Source organism: Streptococcus oralis, from assembly GCF_001588645.1.
Classification (GTDB): Bacteria; Bacillota; Bacilli; order Lactobacillales; family Streptococcaceae; genus Streptococcus; species Streptococcus oralis_AB.
Map to the genome: position 1 here is coordinate 136,940 of NZ_LAYF01000003.1, position 16,948 is coordinate 153,887.

Annotated in this window: 17 protein-coding genes and 2 pseudogenes; 17 read left to right on the plus strand and 2 right to left on the minus strand. The window is 40.6% G+C overall.

The features are described from left to right. Position 1: 1 nt before the first annotated feature. Positions 2-922 (minus strand): type I pantothenate kinase, encoded by a 921-nt coding sequence (coaA, locus tag A0739_RS02105; RefSeq protein ID WP_061586901.1) that lies wholly within the window; start codon positions 920-922, stop codon positions 2-4. Positions 923-1,123: 201 nt separating this feature from the next. Between coaA and A0739_RS02110 the strand changes: the two genes are divergently transcribed. The 9 genes from A0739_RS02110 (at position 1,124) to A0739_RS02150 (ending at position 9,482) form a co-directional block, all read left to right on the plus strand. After that, positions 1,124-1,528: a hypothetical protein gene (locus tag A0739_RS02110; RefSeq protein WP_061586902.1), complete on the plus strand. Its 405-nt coding sequence runs from the start codon at positions 1,124-1,126 to the stop codon at positions 1,526-1,528. 203 nt (positions 1,529-1,731) lie between these two features. Then, positions 1,732-2,322 (plus strand): class I SAM-dependent methyltransferase, encoded by a 591-nt coding sequence (locus tag A0739_RS02115; protein WP_082243781.1) that lies wholly within the window; start codon positions 1,732-1,734, stop codon positions 2,320-2,322. After that, the gene (locus A0739_RS02120) at positions 2,319-3,596 is read left to right on the plus strand and encodes a pyrimidine-nucleoside phosphorylase (RefSeq protein WP_061586904.1); all 1,278 of its coding nucleotides are present in this window, start codon (positions 2,319-2,321) and stop codon (positions 3,594-3,596) included. Before A0739_RS02115 ends, A0739_RS02120 begins: the two co-directional genes overlap by 4 nt. 19 nt (positions 3,597-3,615) lie before the next feature. After that, positions 3,616-4,278 carry a deoxyribose-phosphate aldolase gene (gene deoC, locus A0739_RS02125; protein ID WP_061586905.1) on the plus strand — a complete coding sequence of 221 codons (663 nt, stop codon included), beginning with the start codon at positions 3,616-3,618 and terminating at the stop codon, positions 4,276-4,278. Continuing rightward, the gene (locus A0739_RS02130; protein WP_000246111.1) at positions 4,265-4,654 is read left to right on the plus strand and encodes a cytidine deaminase; all 390 of its coding nucleotides are present in this window, start codon (positions 4,265-4,267) and stop codon (positions 4,652-4,654) included. The genes deoC and A0739_RS02130 overlap by 14 nt, the downstream gene beginning before the upstream one ends. A 90-nt stretch (positions 4,655-4,744) precedes the next feature. Beyond that, positions 4,745-5,800 carry a BMP family lipoprotein gene (locus A0739_RS02135; protein ID WP_001036150.1) on the plus strand — a complete coding sequence of 352 codons (1,056 nt, stop codon included), beginning with the start codon at positions 4,745-4,747 and terminating at the stop codon, positions 5,798-5,800. Positions 5,801-5,936: 136 nt separating this feature from the next. Continuing rightward, complete coding sequence (locus A0739_RS02140; protein WP_061586906.1) at positions 5,937-7,472, plus strand: ABC transporter ATP-binding protein; 1,536 nt, start codon at positions 5,937-5,939, stop codon at positions 7,470-7,472. Next, positions 7,465-8,523 carry an ABC transporter permease gene (locus A0739_RS02145; RefSeq protein ID WP_000038682.1) on the plus strand — a complete coding sequence of 353 codons (1,059 nt, stop codon included), beginning with the start codon at positions 7,465-7,467 and terminating at the stop codon, positions 8,521-8,523. The genes A0739_RS02140 and A0739_RS02145 overlap by 8 nt, the downstream gene beginning before the upstream one ends. A gap of 2 nt (positions 8,524-8,525) precedes the next feature. Further along, positions 8,526-9,482 (plus strand): ABC transporter permease, encoded by a 957-nt coding sequence (locus A0739_RS02150; RefSeq protein WP_061420806.1) that lies wholly within the window; start codon positions 8,526-8,528, stop codon positions 9,480-9,482. A gap of 34 nt (positions 9,483-9,516) precedes the next feature. On the opposite strand, the gene plsY is transcribed toward A0739_RS02150, so the two are convergent. After that, positions 9,517-10,158: a glycerol-3-phosphate 1-O-acyltransferase PlsY gene (gene plsY / locus A0739_RS02155; protein ID WP_061586907.1), complete on the minus strand. Its 642-nt coding sequence runs from the start codon at positions 10,156-10,158 to the stop codon at positions 9,517-9,519. 135 nt (positions 10,159-10,293) lie between these two features. On the opposite strand from plsY, the gene parE reads away from it, so the two are divergent. The 8 genes and pseudogenes from parE to A0739_RS02195 all read left to right on the plus strand — a co-directional run bounded on the left by parE (position 10,294) and on the right by A0739_RS02195 (position 16,912). Beyond that, positions 10,294-12,237 (plus strand): DNA topoisomerase IV subunit B, encoded by a 1,944-nt coding sequence (gene parE / locus A0739_RS02160; RefSeq protein WP_000037297.1) that lies wholly within the window; start codon positions 10,294-10,296, stop codon positions 12,235-12,237. 18 nt (positions 12,238-12,255) lie between these two features. Further along, the gene (locus A0739_RS02165; protein WP_061586908.1) at positions 12,256-13,449 is read left to right on the plus strand and encodes an AbiH family protein; all 1,194 of its coding nucleotides are present in this window, start codon (positions 12,256-12,258) and stop codon (positions 13,447-13,449) included. A 44-nt stretch (positions 13,450-13,493) separates the two neighbouring features. Then, positions 13,494-13,691: pseudogene (locus tag A0739_RS09990) on the plus strand (hypothetical protein); the annotation flags it as partial. Between the two features lie 63 nt (positions 13,692-13,754). Next, positions 13,755-14,129 carry a GNAT family N-acetyltransferase gene (locus A0739_RS02175; RefSeq protein ID WP_061586910.1) on the plus strand — a complete coding sequence of 125 codons (375 nt, stop codon included), beginning with the start codon at positions 13,755-13,757 and terminating at the stop codon, positions 14,127-14,129. A gap of 18 nt (positions 14,130-14,147) precedes the next feature. After that, positions 14,148-14,693, plus strand: a pseudogene (locus tag A0739_RS02180) (Fic/DOC family protein). A 132-nt stretch (positions 14,694-14,825) separates the two neighbouring features. Next, complete coding sequence (locus A0739_RS02185; RefSeq protein WP_061586911.1) at positions 14,826-15,338, plus strand: hypothetical protein; 513 nt, start codon at positions 14,826-14,828, stop codon at positions 15,336-15,338. Further along, positions 15,328-16,197, plus strand: a complete 870-nt coding sequence (locus A0739_RS02190; RefSeq protein WP_061586912.1) for an aminoglycoside 6-adenylyltransferase — start codon at positions 15,328-15,330, stop codon at positions 16,195-16,197. Before A0739_RS02185 ends, A0739_RS02190 begins: the two co-directional genes overlap by 11 nt. Continuing rightward, positions 16,178-16,912 (plus strand): CPBP family intramembrane glutamic endopeptidase, encoded by a 735-nt coding sequence (locus A0739_RS02195; protein WP_061586913.1) that lies wholly within the window; start codon positions 16,178-16,180, stop codon positions 16,910-16,912. The genes A0739_RS02190 and A0739_RS02195 overlap by 20 nt, the downstream gene beginning before the upstream one ends. Positions 16,913-16,948: the final 36 nt, after the last annotated feature.

Genomic DNA, 16,948 nt, shown 5'->3' on the forward strand with positions numbered 1-16,948 from the left:
ATTATTTTTTTAGGTAAATTTCATCGATTTCATGGTTTTTAGTCTTGTGGAGAATGACCTCGGCGCGATTCCTTGTTGGTTCTATATAGTTTTGTAGATTTGTGAGATTAATGCTGGTCCAAACTTGATGTGCAAAGGCTTCAACTTCTCCGATCGGCATTTGCGTAAAGCGGTGGTAGTAGCTGTTGGGATCATTTTGGGCAAAGCTGAGCAGCTTTAAGAAACGATCCAGATACCAGCTTTCAATGTCCTCAACAGCAGCATCCACATAGATGGAGAAATCAAAGAAATCAGTGATGTAAAGGCGCTCATTTTGAGGGTTTTGAAAGACATTAATCCCCTCGACAATGACAAAATCAGCAGCTTTGACACGTTGTTTCTCTCCAGGAACGATGTCATACACTTCATGAGAATAGACAGGAATATCGACATCTTGCCCATTCTTTAGACGATCAAGAAAATTCAGCAAGGCTTCCATATCATAGCTTTCAGGAAAACCTTTGCGATTTAAGATATCTTGGTCCATCAAGGTTTGATTGGGATAGAGAAAACCGTCAGTTGTTACCAATTCTACAGTAGCATCTGGGAGAGTACGTGATAGAAGAATCTGAAGCAATCGACTAGTAGTCGATTTCCCCACAGCAACACTTCCAGAAACCCCAATGATAAAAGGTTGGGATTTGCTTTCACGTTGGAGGAAAATTCCTTTTGAAAATGCCAAATCATCCTTAGTACGCTTGTAAATATGGATAAGATGAACTAGGGGAAGATAGACATCTGTTACGTCCTGTAGGCTAATCTGGTCATTGAAACTCTTGATGGATTCTAACTCTTCCTCCGTCAAGGGAGGGGTTGTTTTGCGATGCAATGATTGCCAAGTCTGGCGACTGATTTTTTCAAAATGTAAAAATTCGTTGGTCATTTGTTTTCCCCTAGATATTTTGTTTATCATACCATAAAAAGTTAAAAAGATAAAGCGGTTTCTTGATGGTAGTAAGTCAATATCGTATAATAGAGGTAGATGGAGGTTGAATAATTTAATGATGAGATAGGGAATGGTTTCTAAAGACTTATCAGTTATTGAAAGTGGGCTTTTTGGTTCACAACTTATAGGAGGTGTGTCATGAAAATCTTAAAAAGATATATATTGGAACTCTGTTTTATTTTAAGTTTTGCACTACCTTTTATAAGGGGAGCGAATGCGGATAATGGGAGACGCTTTGTAGAAACCTATTACGGTTTTACCTTCTTAATGGATCATCTCCTTGTAACAGTTGTCTTTATCTGTTCGCTCTTGATTGCCTGGCTAGTAAAAAAGCAGTGGACGAAATGGCTTGCTGCTGGTAGTTATCTATTTTTGATTTTGTGGATTGCTACAGAAGGATATCTATTCCGTATGTCACTAGAAGATTTGATACGACTTTGGACAAGTTTGGAAATCTTGACACAAACTTATCAGTTGGGTTTTTATCTAAACATCATATTGGGAATCTTGTTGATAATAAAGTATTTTAAGGTTAAGAAATAGTGATAAAAATGCGCCTGATTACAGACGATCTGTTTTTTTCCTGACTATGATAATTTGTAGTTCCCGATAGATTGTAATGTATTTCTAATAATTGAAAGAGATTGAAGAAAAGGTTTTTTGACTAGGATTCTTCAGTCTTTTTCATTTGCTCATCACTTTGTAAACGATTTACAATTCAAGCTAAATTATGGTAAAATAGTTTTATGAGTAAAATGTATTATGCAGAAAATCCTGATGCTGCTCACGACATTCATGAGTTGAGAGTGGAGTTGTTGGGAGAAAACATGACCTTTTTGACGGATGCGGGTGTTTTTAGCAAGAAAATGGTTGACTTTGGGAGTCAGCTCTTGCTCAAGTGCCTAGAGTTCAATGAAGGAGAGACGATCCTTGATGTGGGTTGTGGTTATGGGCCATTGGGCTTGTCATTGGCCAAGGCTTATGGAGTTCAGGCAACTATGGTCGATATCAATAATCGTGCTCTAGACTTAGCGCGACAAAATGCTGAACGAAATAAGATTGAAGCGAGGATTTTCCAATCCAATATCTATGAACAAGTTGAAGGGAAGTTTGACCATGTTATTTCCAATCCGCCTATTCGAGCGGGCAAACAGGTTGTTCATGAGATTATCGAAAAGAGCAGAGATTTCTTGAATGACGGAGGAGATTTAACCATTGTCATTCAGAAAAAACAAGGAGCTCCAAGTGCTAGAAATAAGATGGAAGACGTTTTTGGCAATTGTGAAATCGTAAAGAAAGATAAGGGATACTATATCCTTAGAAGTGTGAAAGAATGAGAGCAGTTGATTTAATCCAAAAGAAACGAGATGGTCAAGAACTGACTACGGCTGAAATAAAATGGTTGGTAGAAGGCTATGTGGCTGGAACTGTTCCAGATTATCAAATGTCTGCTTTTGCTATGGCTGTTTATTTTAAAGGAATGACCACACGTGAGATTTCTGATCTGACGATGAATATGGTCAAGACAGGTCAGGAGTTTGATTTGTCAGCTATTGAGGGGGTTAAAGTTGACAAGCATTCGACTGGTGGTGTAGGTGATAAGGTGACCTTGATTCTGGCTCCCCTTGTTGCGAGTTTCGGAGTGCCCGTTGCTAAAATGAGTGGTCGTGGTCTCGGCCATACTGGTGGGACAATTGATAAATTGGAGTCCATTCAGGGCTACCAAGTCGAGCGAAGTCAAGAGGATTTCATTCGTCAGGTACAGGACATTGGTGTATCTGTCATTGGGCAGTCCGATCAGCTGGTTAAAGCAGACAAACTTCTCTATGCCCTCCGTGATGTGACAGCAACTGTCGACACGATTCCTTTGATTGCTAGTTCGGTGATGAGCAAGAAAATTGCTGCAGGAGCGGATGCCATTTTGCTAGATGTAACGGTCGGTGAGGGTGCCTTCATGAAGACGGTTGATGAGGCGCGCGAATTGGCTCAAACCATGGTGGATCTTGGTAAGGCAGTTGGTCGAAAGACGGTAGCAGTCATTACCGATATGAGCCAGCCCTTGGGAAGAGCCATTGGCAATCGTCTCGAAATCCTTGAGGCAATCGAGATTCTTCAAGGAAAAGGCCGAGAAGATATTAGTCACTTTATCTGCGAGCTAGCTCAGATTATGCTTGGCTTGGCTGATGTTGAGAAAACGATCGAGGAAATCCGTCAACACCTGGAAAATGGCCAAGCACTGGCTAAGTTTGAAGAAATGGTAGCAGCACAAGGCGGCGATTTAGAAGATCTCTATCGCCCCGTCAAAGTTGCCCATGTGCTGGAAATTCCAGCTCAAGAAACGGGTGTTATTTCAGCCCTTCCAGCTATGGAATTTGGGCTCTATGCCATGAGACTAGGAGCTGGTCGTGCAGTCAAGTCTGATGACTTGGACTATGAAACAGGGATTGTTTTTGAAAAGAAAGTTGGAGACTCCGTTCAAAAGGCTGAAATTGTTGCAAAAGTTTATACAAATGGAAAAATTTCTTCTGAACTAGTTACAGAATTTCAAAAATATGTTAAAATAAATGATGGAGTGCAAAGTTTACGAGAAATTATAGAAATTATCTCATAAAACCAGGGAGAATCCGAATATGAAGTTAAATAAATATATTGATCATACGCTTTTAAAGCAAGATGCAAGCCAAGAACAAATTGATCGTTTGCTATCTGAAGCGCGTGAGTATGACTTTGCCAGTGTTTGTGTCAATCCCACATGGGTTAAACATGCGAAAACAGGGCTTGAAAGCTCAGATGTAAAGGTTTGTACAGTAGTAGGTTTTCCTTTGGGAGCAACAACTTCAGCTGTGAAAGCTTTTGAAACAAAAGAAGCTGTCCAAAACGGTGCAGATGAGATTGATATGGTTATCAATGTCGGTGCCCTCAAATCAGGTAATCTTAATTTGGTTGAATCGGACATCCGTGCTGTCGTAGAAGCAAGTGGTGACAAGTTGGTGAAAGTTATTATCGAAGCTTGCTTGTTGACAGACGATGAAAAGGTTGTGGCCTGCCAATTATCCCAGAAAGCGGGAGCTGACTTTGTCAAAACATCAACTGGATTTTCAACTGGTGGTGCCACTATTGAGGATGTTCAGTTGATGCGTAAAACAGTCGGGCCAGATATGGGAGTTAAGGCAGCTGGTGGAGCGCGTTCATATGCAGATGCTGTCGCTTTTGTGGAAGCAGGCGCTACCCGTATCGGAACATCTGCTGGCGTTGCGATTTTAAAAGGAGAATTGGCAGATGGCGACTACTGAGTTGATTGAACTAGCAATTGAAACCAGCAAACAAGCCTATGTGCCTTATTCTCACTTTCCTATCGGAGCTGTTTTAGTTGCCAAGGATGGTAGTATTTATACGGGTGTGAACATCGAGAATGCTAGTTATCCCTTGACTAATTGTGGAGAACGTACTGCTATTTTTAAAGCAGTTTCAGAAGGGCAACGGGAATTTTCAGAATTGATTGTCTACGGACAAACTGAGAAACCCATCTCGCCATGTGGTGCTTGTCGCCAGGTCATGGTTGAATTTTTTGAACAAGATCTAAAAGTGACCTTAGTCGCTAAAGATAAATCGACGGTCGAGATGACGGTCGGGGAGTTACTTCCATACTCATTTACAGACTTAAATTAGTCTGGACCACTCTTGTAGTGGCTGTGGTCTGTGTGACCAAACAATCCATACTTGCAACATCGTTGCACATCTTATTTAGGAGGTTCAGTAATGAACAAGAAACAATGGCTAGGCCTTGGTCTAGTTGCAGTAGCAGCAGTTGGACTTGCTGCATGTGGTAACCGCTCTTCTCGTAACGCAGCTTCATCTTCATCAGAAATGAAGACCAAAGCAGCAATCGTAACAGATACTGGTGGTGTTGATGATAAATCATTTAACCAATCAGCTTGGGAAGGTTTGCAAGACTGGGGTAAAGAACACAATCTTTCTAAAGATAAAGGTTACACTTACTTCCAATCAACAAGCGAAGCAGACTATGCTAACAACTTGCAACAAGCGGCTGGAAGTTACAACCTGATCTTCGGTGTTGGTTTTGCCCTTCACAATGCAGTTGAGGAAGCAGCGAAAGACCACTCTGACCTAAACTATGTCTTGATTGATGATGTGATTGAAGGTCAAAAGAATGTTGCGAGCGTAAGATTTGCGGATAACGAAGCAGCTTACCTTGCTGGTGTTGCAGCAGCGAAAACTACGAAAACAAAACAAGTTGGTTTTGTAGGTGGTATCGAATCTGAAGTTATTTCACGTTTTGCAGCTGGATTCAAAGCTGGTGTTGAGTCAGTAGACCCATCTATCAAAGTCCAAGTTGACTACGCTGGTTCATTTGGTGATGCTGCCAAAGGTAAAACAATTGCAGCAGCTCAATATGCTGCCGGTGCAGACGTTGTCTACCAAGCAGCTGGTGGTACAGGTGCTGGTGTCTTTGCTGAAGCAAAATCATTGAACGAAAACAAAAATGAAAACGAAAAAGTTTGGGTTATCGGTGTAGACCGTGACCAAGCAGCAGAAGGTAAATACACTTCTAAAGATGGTAAAGAATCTAACTTCGTTCTTGTATCTACATTGAAACAAGTTGGTACAACTGTAAAAGATATTGCCAACAAAACAGAAAAAGGTGAATTCCCTGGTGGACAAGTTATTGTTTACTCATTGAAAGATAAAGGGGTTGAACTAGCAGTAACAAACCTTTCAGAAGAAGGTAAAAAAGCTGTTGAAGATGCAAAAGCTAAAATCCTTGACGGAAGCGTAAAAGTTCCTGAAAAATAATGGATAAAAGTCATTTCTTAGGAAGCGGCCATTGGTCGCTTCTTTAAGAATTGAGGCAATTTTTGTCTCAATAGAGCTTGTTAATGTGATTAGCAGGTTTTATTGAAATAAAATAAACCTCTGAAAGGAAGAGCATATGGCACACGAAAATGTCATTGAGATGCGGGATATTACCAAGGTGTTTGGTGAATTTGTAGCAAACGACAAAATCAACTTGCAACTGCGAAAAGGTGAAATCCATGCACTTTTAGGAGAAAATGGAGCGGGTAAATCCACTCTGATGAATATGCTGGCAGGACTTCTTGCACCAACGAGCGGTGAAATTGTGGTGAATGGTCAAGTTGTAAAACTTGACTCGCCATCTAAAGCCGCTGCTCTTGGAATTGGGATGGTTCACCAACATTTTATGTTGGTTGAGGCTTTTACAGTAGCTGAAAATATCATTTTAGGGAGTGAAATCACTAAAAATGGTGTTCTAGATATAGCTGGTGCTACTAAAGAAATCAAGGCTCTTTCTGAACGTTATGGTTTGGCAGTGGATCCTGCTGCTAAGGTGGCGGATATTTCCGTTGGTGCCCAACAACGTGTAGAAATCTTGAAAACACTCTATCGTGGTGCTGATATCCTTATCTTTGACGAACCTACAGCCGTATTGACTCCTTCAGAGATTGATGAGTTGATGGCAATCATGAAAAACCTTGTCAAAGAAGGGAAGTCCATTATTTTGATTACCCACAAGTTAGATGAGATTCGTGCGGTATCGAATCGAGTGACGGTTATCCGTCGTGGGAAATCAATCCAGACAGTTGAAATCGCAGGGGCAACAAATGCGGACTTGGCAGAAATGATGGTTGGACGCTCAGTCTCCTTTAAAACGGAAAAACAAGCACCGCAACCCAAAGAAGTGGTCTTGTCTATCAAAGACTTGGTTGTTAATGAAAACCGCGGTGTACCAGCTGTGAAGAATCTTTCTTTGGATGTTCGTGCTGGTGAAATTGTTGGTATAGCAGGTATTGATGGCAATGGTCAATCTGAACTCATTCAAGCCATTACTGGTCTTCGTAAGGTTGAGTCAGGTAGCGTTGAATTAAAAGGCAAATCAATCGTGGGGATGCATCCTCGACAAATTACAGAACTAAGCGTGGGACACGTTCCTGAGGATCGTCACCGGGATGGCTTGATTTTGGAGATGATGATTTCAGAAAATATCGCTCTTCAAACCTACTACAAAGAACCACTCAGCAAAAATGGCATCTTGAACTATGCCAATATCACTTCACATGCCAAGAAATTGATGGAAGAATTTGACGTCCGTGCGGCAAGCGAATTTGTTCCAGCAGCAGCTCTTTCAGGAGGAAATCAACAAAAAGCGATTATCGCTCGTGAGATTGATCGAGATCCTGATCTCCTTATCGTCAGCCAGCCAACTCGTGGTTTGGATGTCGGTGCCATTGAATATATCCACAAACGTTTGATTGAAGAGCGTGATAACGGGAAGGCTGTCCTTGTTGTCAGCTTTGAATTGGATGAGATTTTAAATGTCTCAGACCGAATTGCTGTTATTCATGATGGTAAGATTCAAGGTATTGTATCGCCAGAAACGACTAACAAACAAGAACTTGGTGTCTTGATGGCAGGTGGAAACTTGGGAAAGGAGAAGAGTGATGTCTAAAAAATTACAACAAATTTCGGTTCCCTTGATTTCCGTATTCTTAGGAATCTTGCTCGGAGCCATTGTCATGTGGATCTTCGGATATGATGCTATCTGGGGCTATGAGGAGTTGTTCTATACAGCTTTTGGTAGCCTCCGTGGGATTGGAGAAATTTTCCGTGCCATGGGTCCTCTTGTCTTGATAGGTCTTGGATTCGCAGTTGCCAGTCGTGCAGGTTTCTTTAACGTCGGGCTTCCTGGTCAGGCTTTGGCAGGCTGGATTCTCAGTGGTTGGTTTGCCTTGTCAAATCCAGATATGCCTCGTCTCGTTTTGATTCCATTAACAGTGATCATTGCTTTGATCGCAGGTGGAATTGTTGGTGCGATTCCAGGTATTCTCAGAGCTTATCTCGGTACGTCAGAGGTTATCGTGACCATCATGATGAACTACATTGTATTGTATGTGGGAAATGCCTTTATTCATGCCTTTCCTAAAGATATTATGCAAAGTACAGACTCAACGATTCGTGTTAGTGCCAATGCTACATACCAGACACCATGGTTATCAGAGTTGACTGGAAATTCTCGTATGAATATTGGAATCTTCTTTGCAATCATTGCTGTTTGTGTGATTTGGTTCTTGCTCAAGAAAACGACTCTCGGTTTTGAAATTCGTGCAGTTGGTCTTAATCCCCATGCTTCAGAGTACGCTGGTATTTCAGCAAAACGTACAATCATTCTATCAATGATTATCTCTGGTGCTTTGGCTGGTCTTGGTGGAGCGGTCGAAGGTCTTGGAACTTTCCAAAACGTTTACGTTCAGGGATCATCATTAGCTATCGGATTTAACGGGATGGCAGTTAGTTTGCTTGCTGGAAATTCACCAATTGGAATTCTCTTTGCAGCCTTCTTATTTGGAGTTTTGCAAGTAGGAGCACCGGGTATGAACGCAGCGCAAGTTCCGTCTGAGCTTGTTAGCATTGTAACAGCGTCTATTATCTTCTTTGTCAGCGTTCACTACATTATCGAACGCTTTGTCAAACCTAAAAAACAAGTTAAAGGAGGTAAGTAAGGATGTCTATTACAACATTACTCACCCTCTTGGTCTCTTCTATGCTGATTTACTCAGCACCACTTATTTTTACGAGTATCGGGGGAGTTTTCTCTGAACGTGGTGGTGTCGTTAACGTTGGTCTTGAAGGAATTATGGTTATGGGAGCCTTTTCTGGGGTTGTCTTTAACCTTGAATTTGCAGAACAACTTGGAGCAGCGACCCCTTGGATTTCCTTGTTAGTTGCTGGTATCGTGGGAGCTATTTTCTCCCTCATCCATGCAGTCGCTACAGTTCATTTCCGTGCGGACCATGTTGTCAGTGGTACAGTATTGAACTTGATGGCTCCTGCCCTAGCGGTTTTCTTGGTTAAAGTTCTTTATAACAAAGGACAAACGGATAACTTAAGCCAGACTTTTGGACGTTTTGATTTCCCAGTTTTAGCAAATATCCCAGTGATTGGTGATATCTTCTTCAAGTCAACCAGTCTACTAGGTTATATCGCGATTGCCTTCTCTTTCCTTGCTTGGTTTATTCTCTTTAAGACTCGCTTTGGTCTTCGCCTTCGCTCTGTTGGTGAACACCCTCAGGCAGCGGATACCTTGGGGATCAATGTCTACAAGATGCGATATCTTGGGGTTGTTATTTCAGGTTTCCTTGGTGGAATTGGGGGAGCGATTTATGCTCAATCCATTTCAGTTAACTTCTCAGTGACAACTATTGTCGGTCCTGGATTTATCGCTCTTGCAGCAATGATCTTTGGTAAATGGAACCCAATCGGTGCTATGCTTTCTAGTCTCTTCTTCGGACTTTCACAAAGTTTGGCAGTTATCGGTTCTCAATTACCTTTCCTACAAGGAGTGCCAGCGGTTTACCTTCAAATCGCGCCTTATGTCTTGACTATCCTTGTCTTGGCAGCCTTCTTTGGAAAAGCAGTTGCACCTAAGGCAGACGGTATCAACTACATCAAGTCAAAATAAGCATACAAAAAAACGTCAGTTTCAAACTGGCGTTTTATTTTTTTGGATTTTGATGGGTTAGGTTCAACCCCCAAGGGACAAGATTTTCAGTTTTATTTTTGATACGTGTGATATTATCCTTGTGACGAATGATAATCAAGCTAGCAAGTGCTAGGATAATCAGAATGAAGAGGGGGTCATAGCTACTCAGGATAAATCCAAATAGTGGAAATAGGAGAACTCCAATAACGGCTGCAATAGAAGCAGTAACGCTAGACAGTGAAATCATACTACCTAGATAGAGGCTTCCAAAGAATACGATTGCTAGATAGAGACAGAAAACAGGCGCAAATCCGAAAACAACTCCAGCGCTAGTTGCGACAGCCTTGCCACCCTTAAATCCTGCAAAGATAGGAAAGGTATGTCCAATTACGGCCAAAAGTCCAAATACAAGAGGTGATACACCTTGTAGGTGGAAAAGGATTGGAAGGAGAGTGGCCAAGGTTCCTTTAAAGAAGTCAATCACAAAGGTTGCCATACCCGCTTTCTTACCTAAAATTCGGAAAGTATTGGTTGTTCCGGTGTTTCCAGAACCATGTTCACGCAGATTTGTTTGAAAGAAGATTTGCCCAATCCAAAGACCAGACGGAATCGAACCTAGCAGATAAGCTAAAATTAATAATACAAATGTCATCATAGACCTATTATACCATGAAATGGTATAGAAAGTCAGAGAATATCCTGTGAAATTGTGACGGCTGAAAGGGAAAAGCTTTGCAAAATCGCTAGAAAACCTGTAAAATAGAAAAGATGAACAAATAGGAGGTTCCTTGTGTCAAAAAAGGAAATCAATATTAATAACTACAATGATGACGCCATTCAGGTGCTAGAAGGGTTGGATGCGGTCCGTAAACGTCCAGGGATGTATATTGGATCGACCGACGGAGCAGGTCTCCATCACTTAGTCTGGGAAATTGTGGACAATGCAGTCGATGAAGCCTTGTCTGGATTTGGTGATCGCATTGATGTGACCATCAATAAAGACGGCAGTCTAACGGTTCAAGACCATGGTCGAGGGATGCCGACTGGGATGCATGCCATGGGAATTCCAACCGTTGAGGTTATCTTTACCATTCTCCACGCTGGAGGGAAATTCGGTCAAGGGGGTTATAAGACATCTGGTGGTCTCCACGGAGTGGGATCTTCAGTCGTTAATGCCCTATCAAGTTGGCTAGAAGTGGAAATTACCCGTGATGGAACGGTTTATAAACAACGTTTTGAAAATGGTGGAAAACCCGTTACAACCTTGAAGAAAATTGGTACAGCACCCAAGTCTAAGACCGGTACCAAGGTTACCTTCATGCCTGACGCGACGATTTTTTCTACGACTGACTTCAAGTACAATACCATTTCAGAACGACTCAATGAGTCAGCCTTTCTCTTAAAAAATGTCACCTTGTCTTTGACAGATAAGCGAACAGATGAAGCAATCGAATTCCATTATGAGAACGGGGTACAAGACTTTGTTTCCTACCTCAATGAAGACAAGGAAACCTTGACGCCAGTCCTATACTTTGAAGGCGAAGACAATGGTTTCCAAGTGGAAGTTGCCCTCCAGTACAATGATGGATTTTCAGATAACATTCTATCCTTTGTCAATAACGTTCGCACCAAGGACGGTGGAACACATGAGACAGGACTCAAGTCTGCCATTACCAAGGTCATGAATGACTACGCTCGTAAGACAGGTCTTCTCAAGGAAAAAGATAAAAATCTTGAAGGTTCAGACTATCGTGAGGGACTTGCTGCCGTCCTTTCTATTCTGGTTCCTGAAGAGCACCTTCAGTTTGAAGGACAGACCAAGGACAAACTTGGAAGTCCACTAGCTCGTCCAGTTGTAGATGGGATTGTGGCTGATAAGTTAACCTTCTTCCTCATGGAAAATGGAGAACTTGCTTCCAATCTTATCCGCAAGGCTATCAAGGCTCGTGATGCTCGTGAAGCAGCTCGTAAGGCTCGTGATGAGAGCCGAAATGGCAAGAAAAACAAGAAAGACAAGGGCTTGCTTTCTGGGAAATTAACCCCAGCCCAGTCTAAAAACCCTGCCAAGAACGAACTCTATCTGGTCGAGGGGGACTCTGCCGGTGGTTCTGCCAAGCAAGGTCGTGACCGTAAATTCCAAGCTATCCTACCTCTTCGTGGTAAGGTCATCAATACAGCCAAGGCCAAGATGGCAGATATCCTCAAAAATGAAGAAATCAATACCATGATTTATACCATCGGAGCGGGTGTCGGAGCAGACTTCTCTATTGAAGATGCCAACTATGATAAGATCATTATCATGACCGATGCGGATACAGATGGTGCCCATATTCAGACCTTGCTCTTAACCTTTTTCTACCGTTACATGCGTCCCCTAGTTGAGGCAGGACATGTCTATATCGCCCTTCCGCCTCTTTACAAGATGTCCAAAGGCAAAGGCAAGAAAGAAGAAGTGGCCTACGCTTGGACGGACGGAGAGCTAGAAGAACTCCGCAAGCAGTTCGGCAAAGGCGCAACACTCCAACGATATAAAGGTCTTGGTGAGATGAATGCGGACCAACTCTGGGAAACAACTATGAATCCAGAAACCCGCACTCTTATCCGTGTCACGATCGAAGACCTAGCACGCGCCGAACGCCGTGTCAATGTACTAATGGGCGATAAGGTCGAACCACGCCGTAAGTGGATTGAAGACAATGTCAAGTTTACGCTGGAAGAGAGTGGGGTGTTTTGAAAGGATGAAAAAGAGAATATGAGTTATGCCAAATATACAAATCAAGAATTTGAAAAATTGGCTGATGATGGCCAAATTAATATTATGGCTTTGTTTGGTAATGGAGTAGATATTCAGTTAATGGAATATCTAGGTTCTCCGTATCGGACTTCTTATCAAAATTTCTATAATTATCTTTGCTATAAGAATTTTGATAAAGATAATATGATCTTTAAAAAAATGACTGAGGATAAGAAAGATAATGAAAAAGATCCTAATATTAAGAAAAACTGGAGTGACTTTGAGAATAGTTTAATTGAGATTTTCAACGAGAATAATTGTATTAATGAAAAGAAATTGACTGATGACTTTAATCAGTTTCAGGTTGAATTTTCTAATTTTTTAAATGAGATTATAACTCCTAATATGTTAGCACAACTGGGGAATGATAGTTCTTTAAAAGGAATCGCCCTTGCTTCTTTCACTCATTTTTTAGGAGATTTAGATGAAGATAATTTTCGAAAATTACATTTCCCTTCTAAGACAGATCACTATAAGTTATTTAATTGGGAGATTCTGAATTTTAACTATACATCTATGCTAGATAATATTTTAGTGTTGGATAAAGGGCAGTATGATCCAAAACCTCATAAAGTTTCAGACAGACAAATTTGGTTTCACCCTAATCCAAATAGCATTTCAGAGGGGAAATGCGACCGTAAGAGATTCGATGAGACAACTTATTATTCAAGTTACTTAATGGTTGATATCGCACATCCTCATGGATATCAAAACGTACCAAAATCAATGCTATTTGGATTTGACAATGAGAGTCAAATAACAAATTCTTCAAATAAAAATAAAGCTAAAAATTTTTTGAAACCTTATTGGGCCCAAAATGATAAAAGATATAAATCGTATTTTAAAGACACTGATTTGTTCATTATTTATGGCATGTCAATGGGGAGCAGTGATTTTTGGTGGTGGAATAATATTCTTAACTCACTTTTGGAGACAGATTCTGAATTGATTATTTATAATTACAATAGCAATAATGAATCCGATAGTGACACAATTAATAGATTTATTAATGTGGCAACCAACGAGAAACTGGATGATGGAAAACTAGATAAGCTTCATAAGAAAATTGCTATAGTTCAGTATAATTCTAAAACAAAGCTAAATGCTTTCAAATTGGATCGTTTGGATTCAATTCATGGTTATCCCAAATAATGAAATGACAATTTTCTCACCAGATTTTCGGACAAGCTCACCAGAGCGTGAATGAGTCCGTCCGCCTCAAACTGCAAGAAATTTATGATTTCCTTGTGGACTTCACCTTCATCTGTGCTTACGCTTATCATGAAAGAACTCACAAGGTCAATCTTCGCGATCACCTCAACACCATCCGCAGCCGCTATAAAAAACGCAAGCCAGCTAAGAAGGCGAGAGAAGAAGCGACGGAGAACAACTAGAATATAACTAAATTTGAGTTGAAAAATTGTTAGTGGTCGCATCGGATTTGAAAGGAGTAGAGAATGATAATCAGACCTGCAAGCACAAATGATTGTCAAGCTATTTATGCCCTTTATCAAAATGAAAAATGGATTTCTTTTACAGAGGAAAAAGTGACATCATTATTTTCAACAAATCTGTCCCATTACTTGGTAGTTGAAGAGAACCAAAAAATCCTTGGTTTTGCCCGCTACTTGACAGATGAAGTCATGACGACCTTTATAGCTGAGATTATCATTGATAAAGACTATCGAGGAAAAGGATTGGGACGGCGATTGATCGCTGAAATTCATCAAAAACATCCTTTGACTCGCATTGAATTAATATCAGAAGCTGATGGATTTTATCAGATAGTAGGTTTTAAACCTGTGGGAACAGGGCTTAGAAAATCTATCTAAATGAAAGGAGCTGTATTTATGACGCTTGACAATAAACTTGGTCTGATGGATTCGCTTGAACTAGCCAAGATGGAAGAAAAAATCAGCAAAACCCGAGCGAAAGAGCTTTTTGAAAACCAGCTTCTGGACGATTAAGCAGCTGGCACCTATGCGACTCTGGCCGTTATTCATGGCTTCTTATTTGAAGAAACCTATGACTTCGCCGGCCAGATTCGGACAGTCAATCTCGCCAAAGGGAATGTTCGCTTTGCGCCTGTCATGTATCTAGCAGCTTCCTTGGAAAATATTGACAGGATGCCTCAGCAGACCTTTGAGCAGATTGTCGAAAAGTACCTTGAGCTAAATATCGCCCACCCTTTTCGAGAAGGGAACGGAAAAAGTATGAGGCTCTGGCTGGATCAACTCCTCAAGGCTGAGCTGGGGCAAGTCGTGGACTGATCTCACGTGGAGAAGGAAGATTACCTCCTAGCCACGAAGCGTAGCGCGGTATCAACTGGCGAACTCAAGTTTCTCCTCCTCAATAATCAAACTGAAGACCTCACTCAGGCCTATTTCTTCAGGTGACGCTTTATACTACTTGAAAGATATTTTCTTTACCAGACAGGGGGGGATGAAGTTCAAGCAAAGGTGACGATCATCTTTTGTATGTAAACAATCGCTAAAATTATTGGAGGTGCAGTATTGATTACGTTAGTAATGATGCCTTTTTTCCTTGTTCTCTTGGCCATTTTTGGAATTATATATGATTTAATGACCAATAAAGGTAGAAAAGAGTGTGCTCGCACAGTATCCTTGTTTATATTGAACATCCTCACTATTGGTATCTGTCTATTAGATCTACCAATGGAAAGTAAACCATACTCAGGAATAGGGTTTATCTTATTTTATGCACTTGCCTTTACACCTTTGATGATTATTTTCTCACTATATACCCTCTATCGGATTGGAAAACATTATAGGTATTTTAAGAGTAAGTTTGCTATAACACTCCTATTCAATGCTATTTTACTTTTCCTTCTTTCATTAGTAAATACTTTTGTATTATGGAGAAGTTTTCAAATATATCATAGAAACGATATGAATTTGTTTTATTTTATTTTAATCGTTTTGGGGATTTGTTCAACTATCCAATTGATAGTAGGCGAACTTGAGAGGAAAAGAATACGAGGCATCCAAAAACAAGAGGAGCAAGACGGCAATGAAAAATAACTCTATAAAAGATATGTGTAGACAACATAGAAGTGAAGCGCAAATGCTGAGATTGATTTTACAGACTGCCGAAACTTTACAAGTCGAGGCTGTCGCTATGTCTGGCTCACGAACGGATACAAAAGCACCAAAAGATGAATTTCAAGACTATGATGTTGTTTATGTCGTGGACGACTTAGATAATCTGACGAGTGACCTTTCTTGGTTGGACCAGTTTGGCAAACGTCTGATTGAACAGTATAATGTACTGGGAAACCGTCGACTTTATCTTATGCTCTTTGAAGATGGTAACCGTATTGATTTGACTCTATGTCCTAAAGTGCATATCAAGGAGTGGGTAGAAAGCGAAGCGGATTTTACGGTGCTAGAGGATCCTAAGGGCTTGTTTGTGCCTTATTCTCCAAATCCTCAGCGTTACTGGACAAGTCCTGCTAGTCAGATAGATTTTGAAAAAACCTGCAATGAATTTTGGTGGGTTTCCGCCTATGTGGTCAAGGGAATCTGTCGCAAGCAACTCATCTATGCGACTGACCATCTCTACGGGATTTGCCAACAAGAACTCTTGAAGGTCTTGGCTTGGCAGGTCGCAAGTGATAGAGGAACAGTCGACATCGGTAAGAACTACAAGTATCTTTTCCAGTGTTTACCTACAGAGAAAGAGAAGGAATTCTCTGCTCTCCTTGATTTTTCAAGTATAGACAAAATCACTCAGACTTTATTTGCTACGATGCAACTTTTCCACCAAGAAGCTCAAATCCTTGCTCAAAAGTTGGGACTTGCCTACGATAAAGAAGTAGCTGAGAAGATGATTCAGTATGCTGAGGAGAGACTCGAAACAAATGAAACATTTACAAAATAATAAGATAACAAAATTTTTACTGATTAGTTTTCTCATTTCTTGGGGATTTGGTTGGGGATTGCTCGCTTTTCTGACGCAAATGAGCCTCTTAAGTCTAACAAGTCCACTAGGAGTTTTTCTCCATTTACTAGGAGGTTTCGGTCCAACCATTGCAGCCATTTCTTGTTTGCCTCAAAAATCCATTAAAAGCATAGTCTCTTTTATCTTAGGAGACTCAAAGAAATATAATTTGTTATTTCTTTTACTAATTTTCGTGCAGACAGGTGTCATTGCTTTCTCATCTAAGGAGCTTAATCCGGCTTTTCCACTAGGAAATTTGTTTGTTGTTTTTTTGAGTGCAGTCTGTGTTTATGGTGGTGAAGAAGAATTGGGATGGCGAGGCATCTTGCAACCAACTTTGGAAACTAGATTCTCCTTTTGGATTTCCGGTTTGGTAACAGGTTGTATTTGGGCAATATGGCATGTACCTTTATGGTTTGTGATTGGAAGTTCCCAAAGTAGGATGCCTTTTATATTATTCAGCCTATTTGCAATTTATCTCAGTATTCTTCTAGCAGCTGTTTTCAAAAAGACTAAGTCGATCCTTTATTGCGCCATTTTTCACGGCCTAATTAATACCCTACTTAGCTTATTTGTTATTAAAATTAATCTTTTATTCATTCTAGGATTAGTAGGATTGCTCTTCTTTTCTCACTACCTACAAAGAAACAGTTAAATTTATAAAATATAGATTTACTTTACAATAAAACAC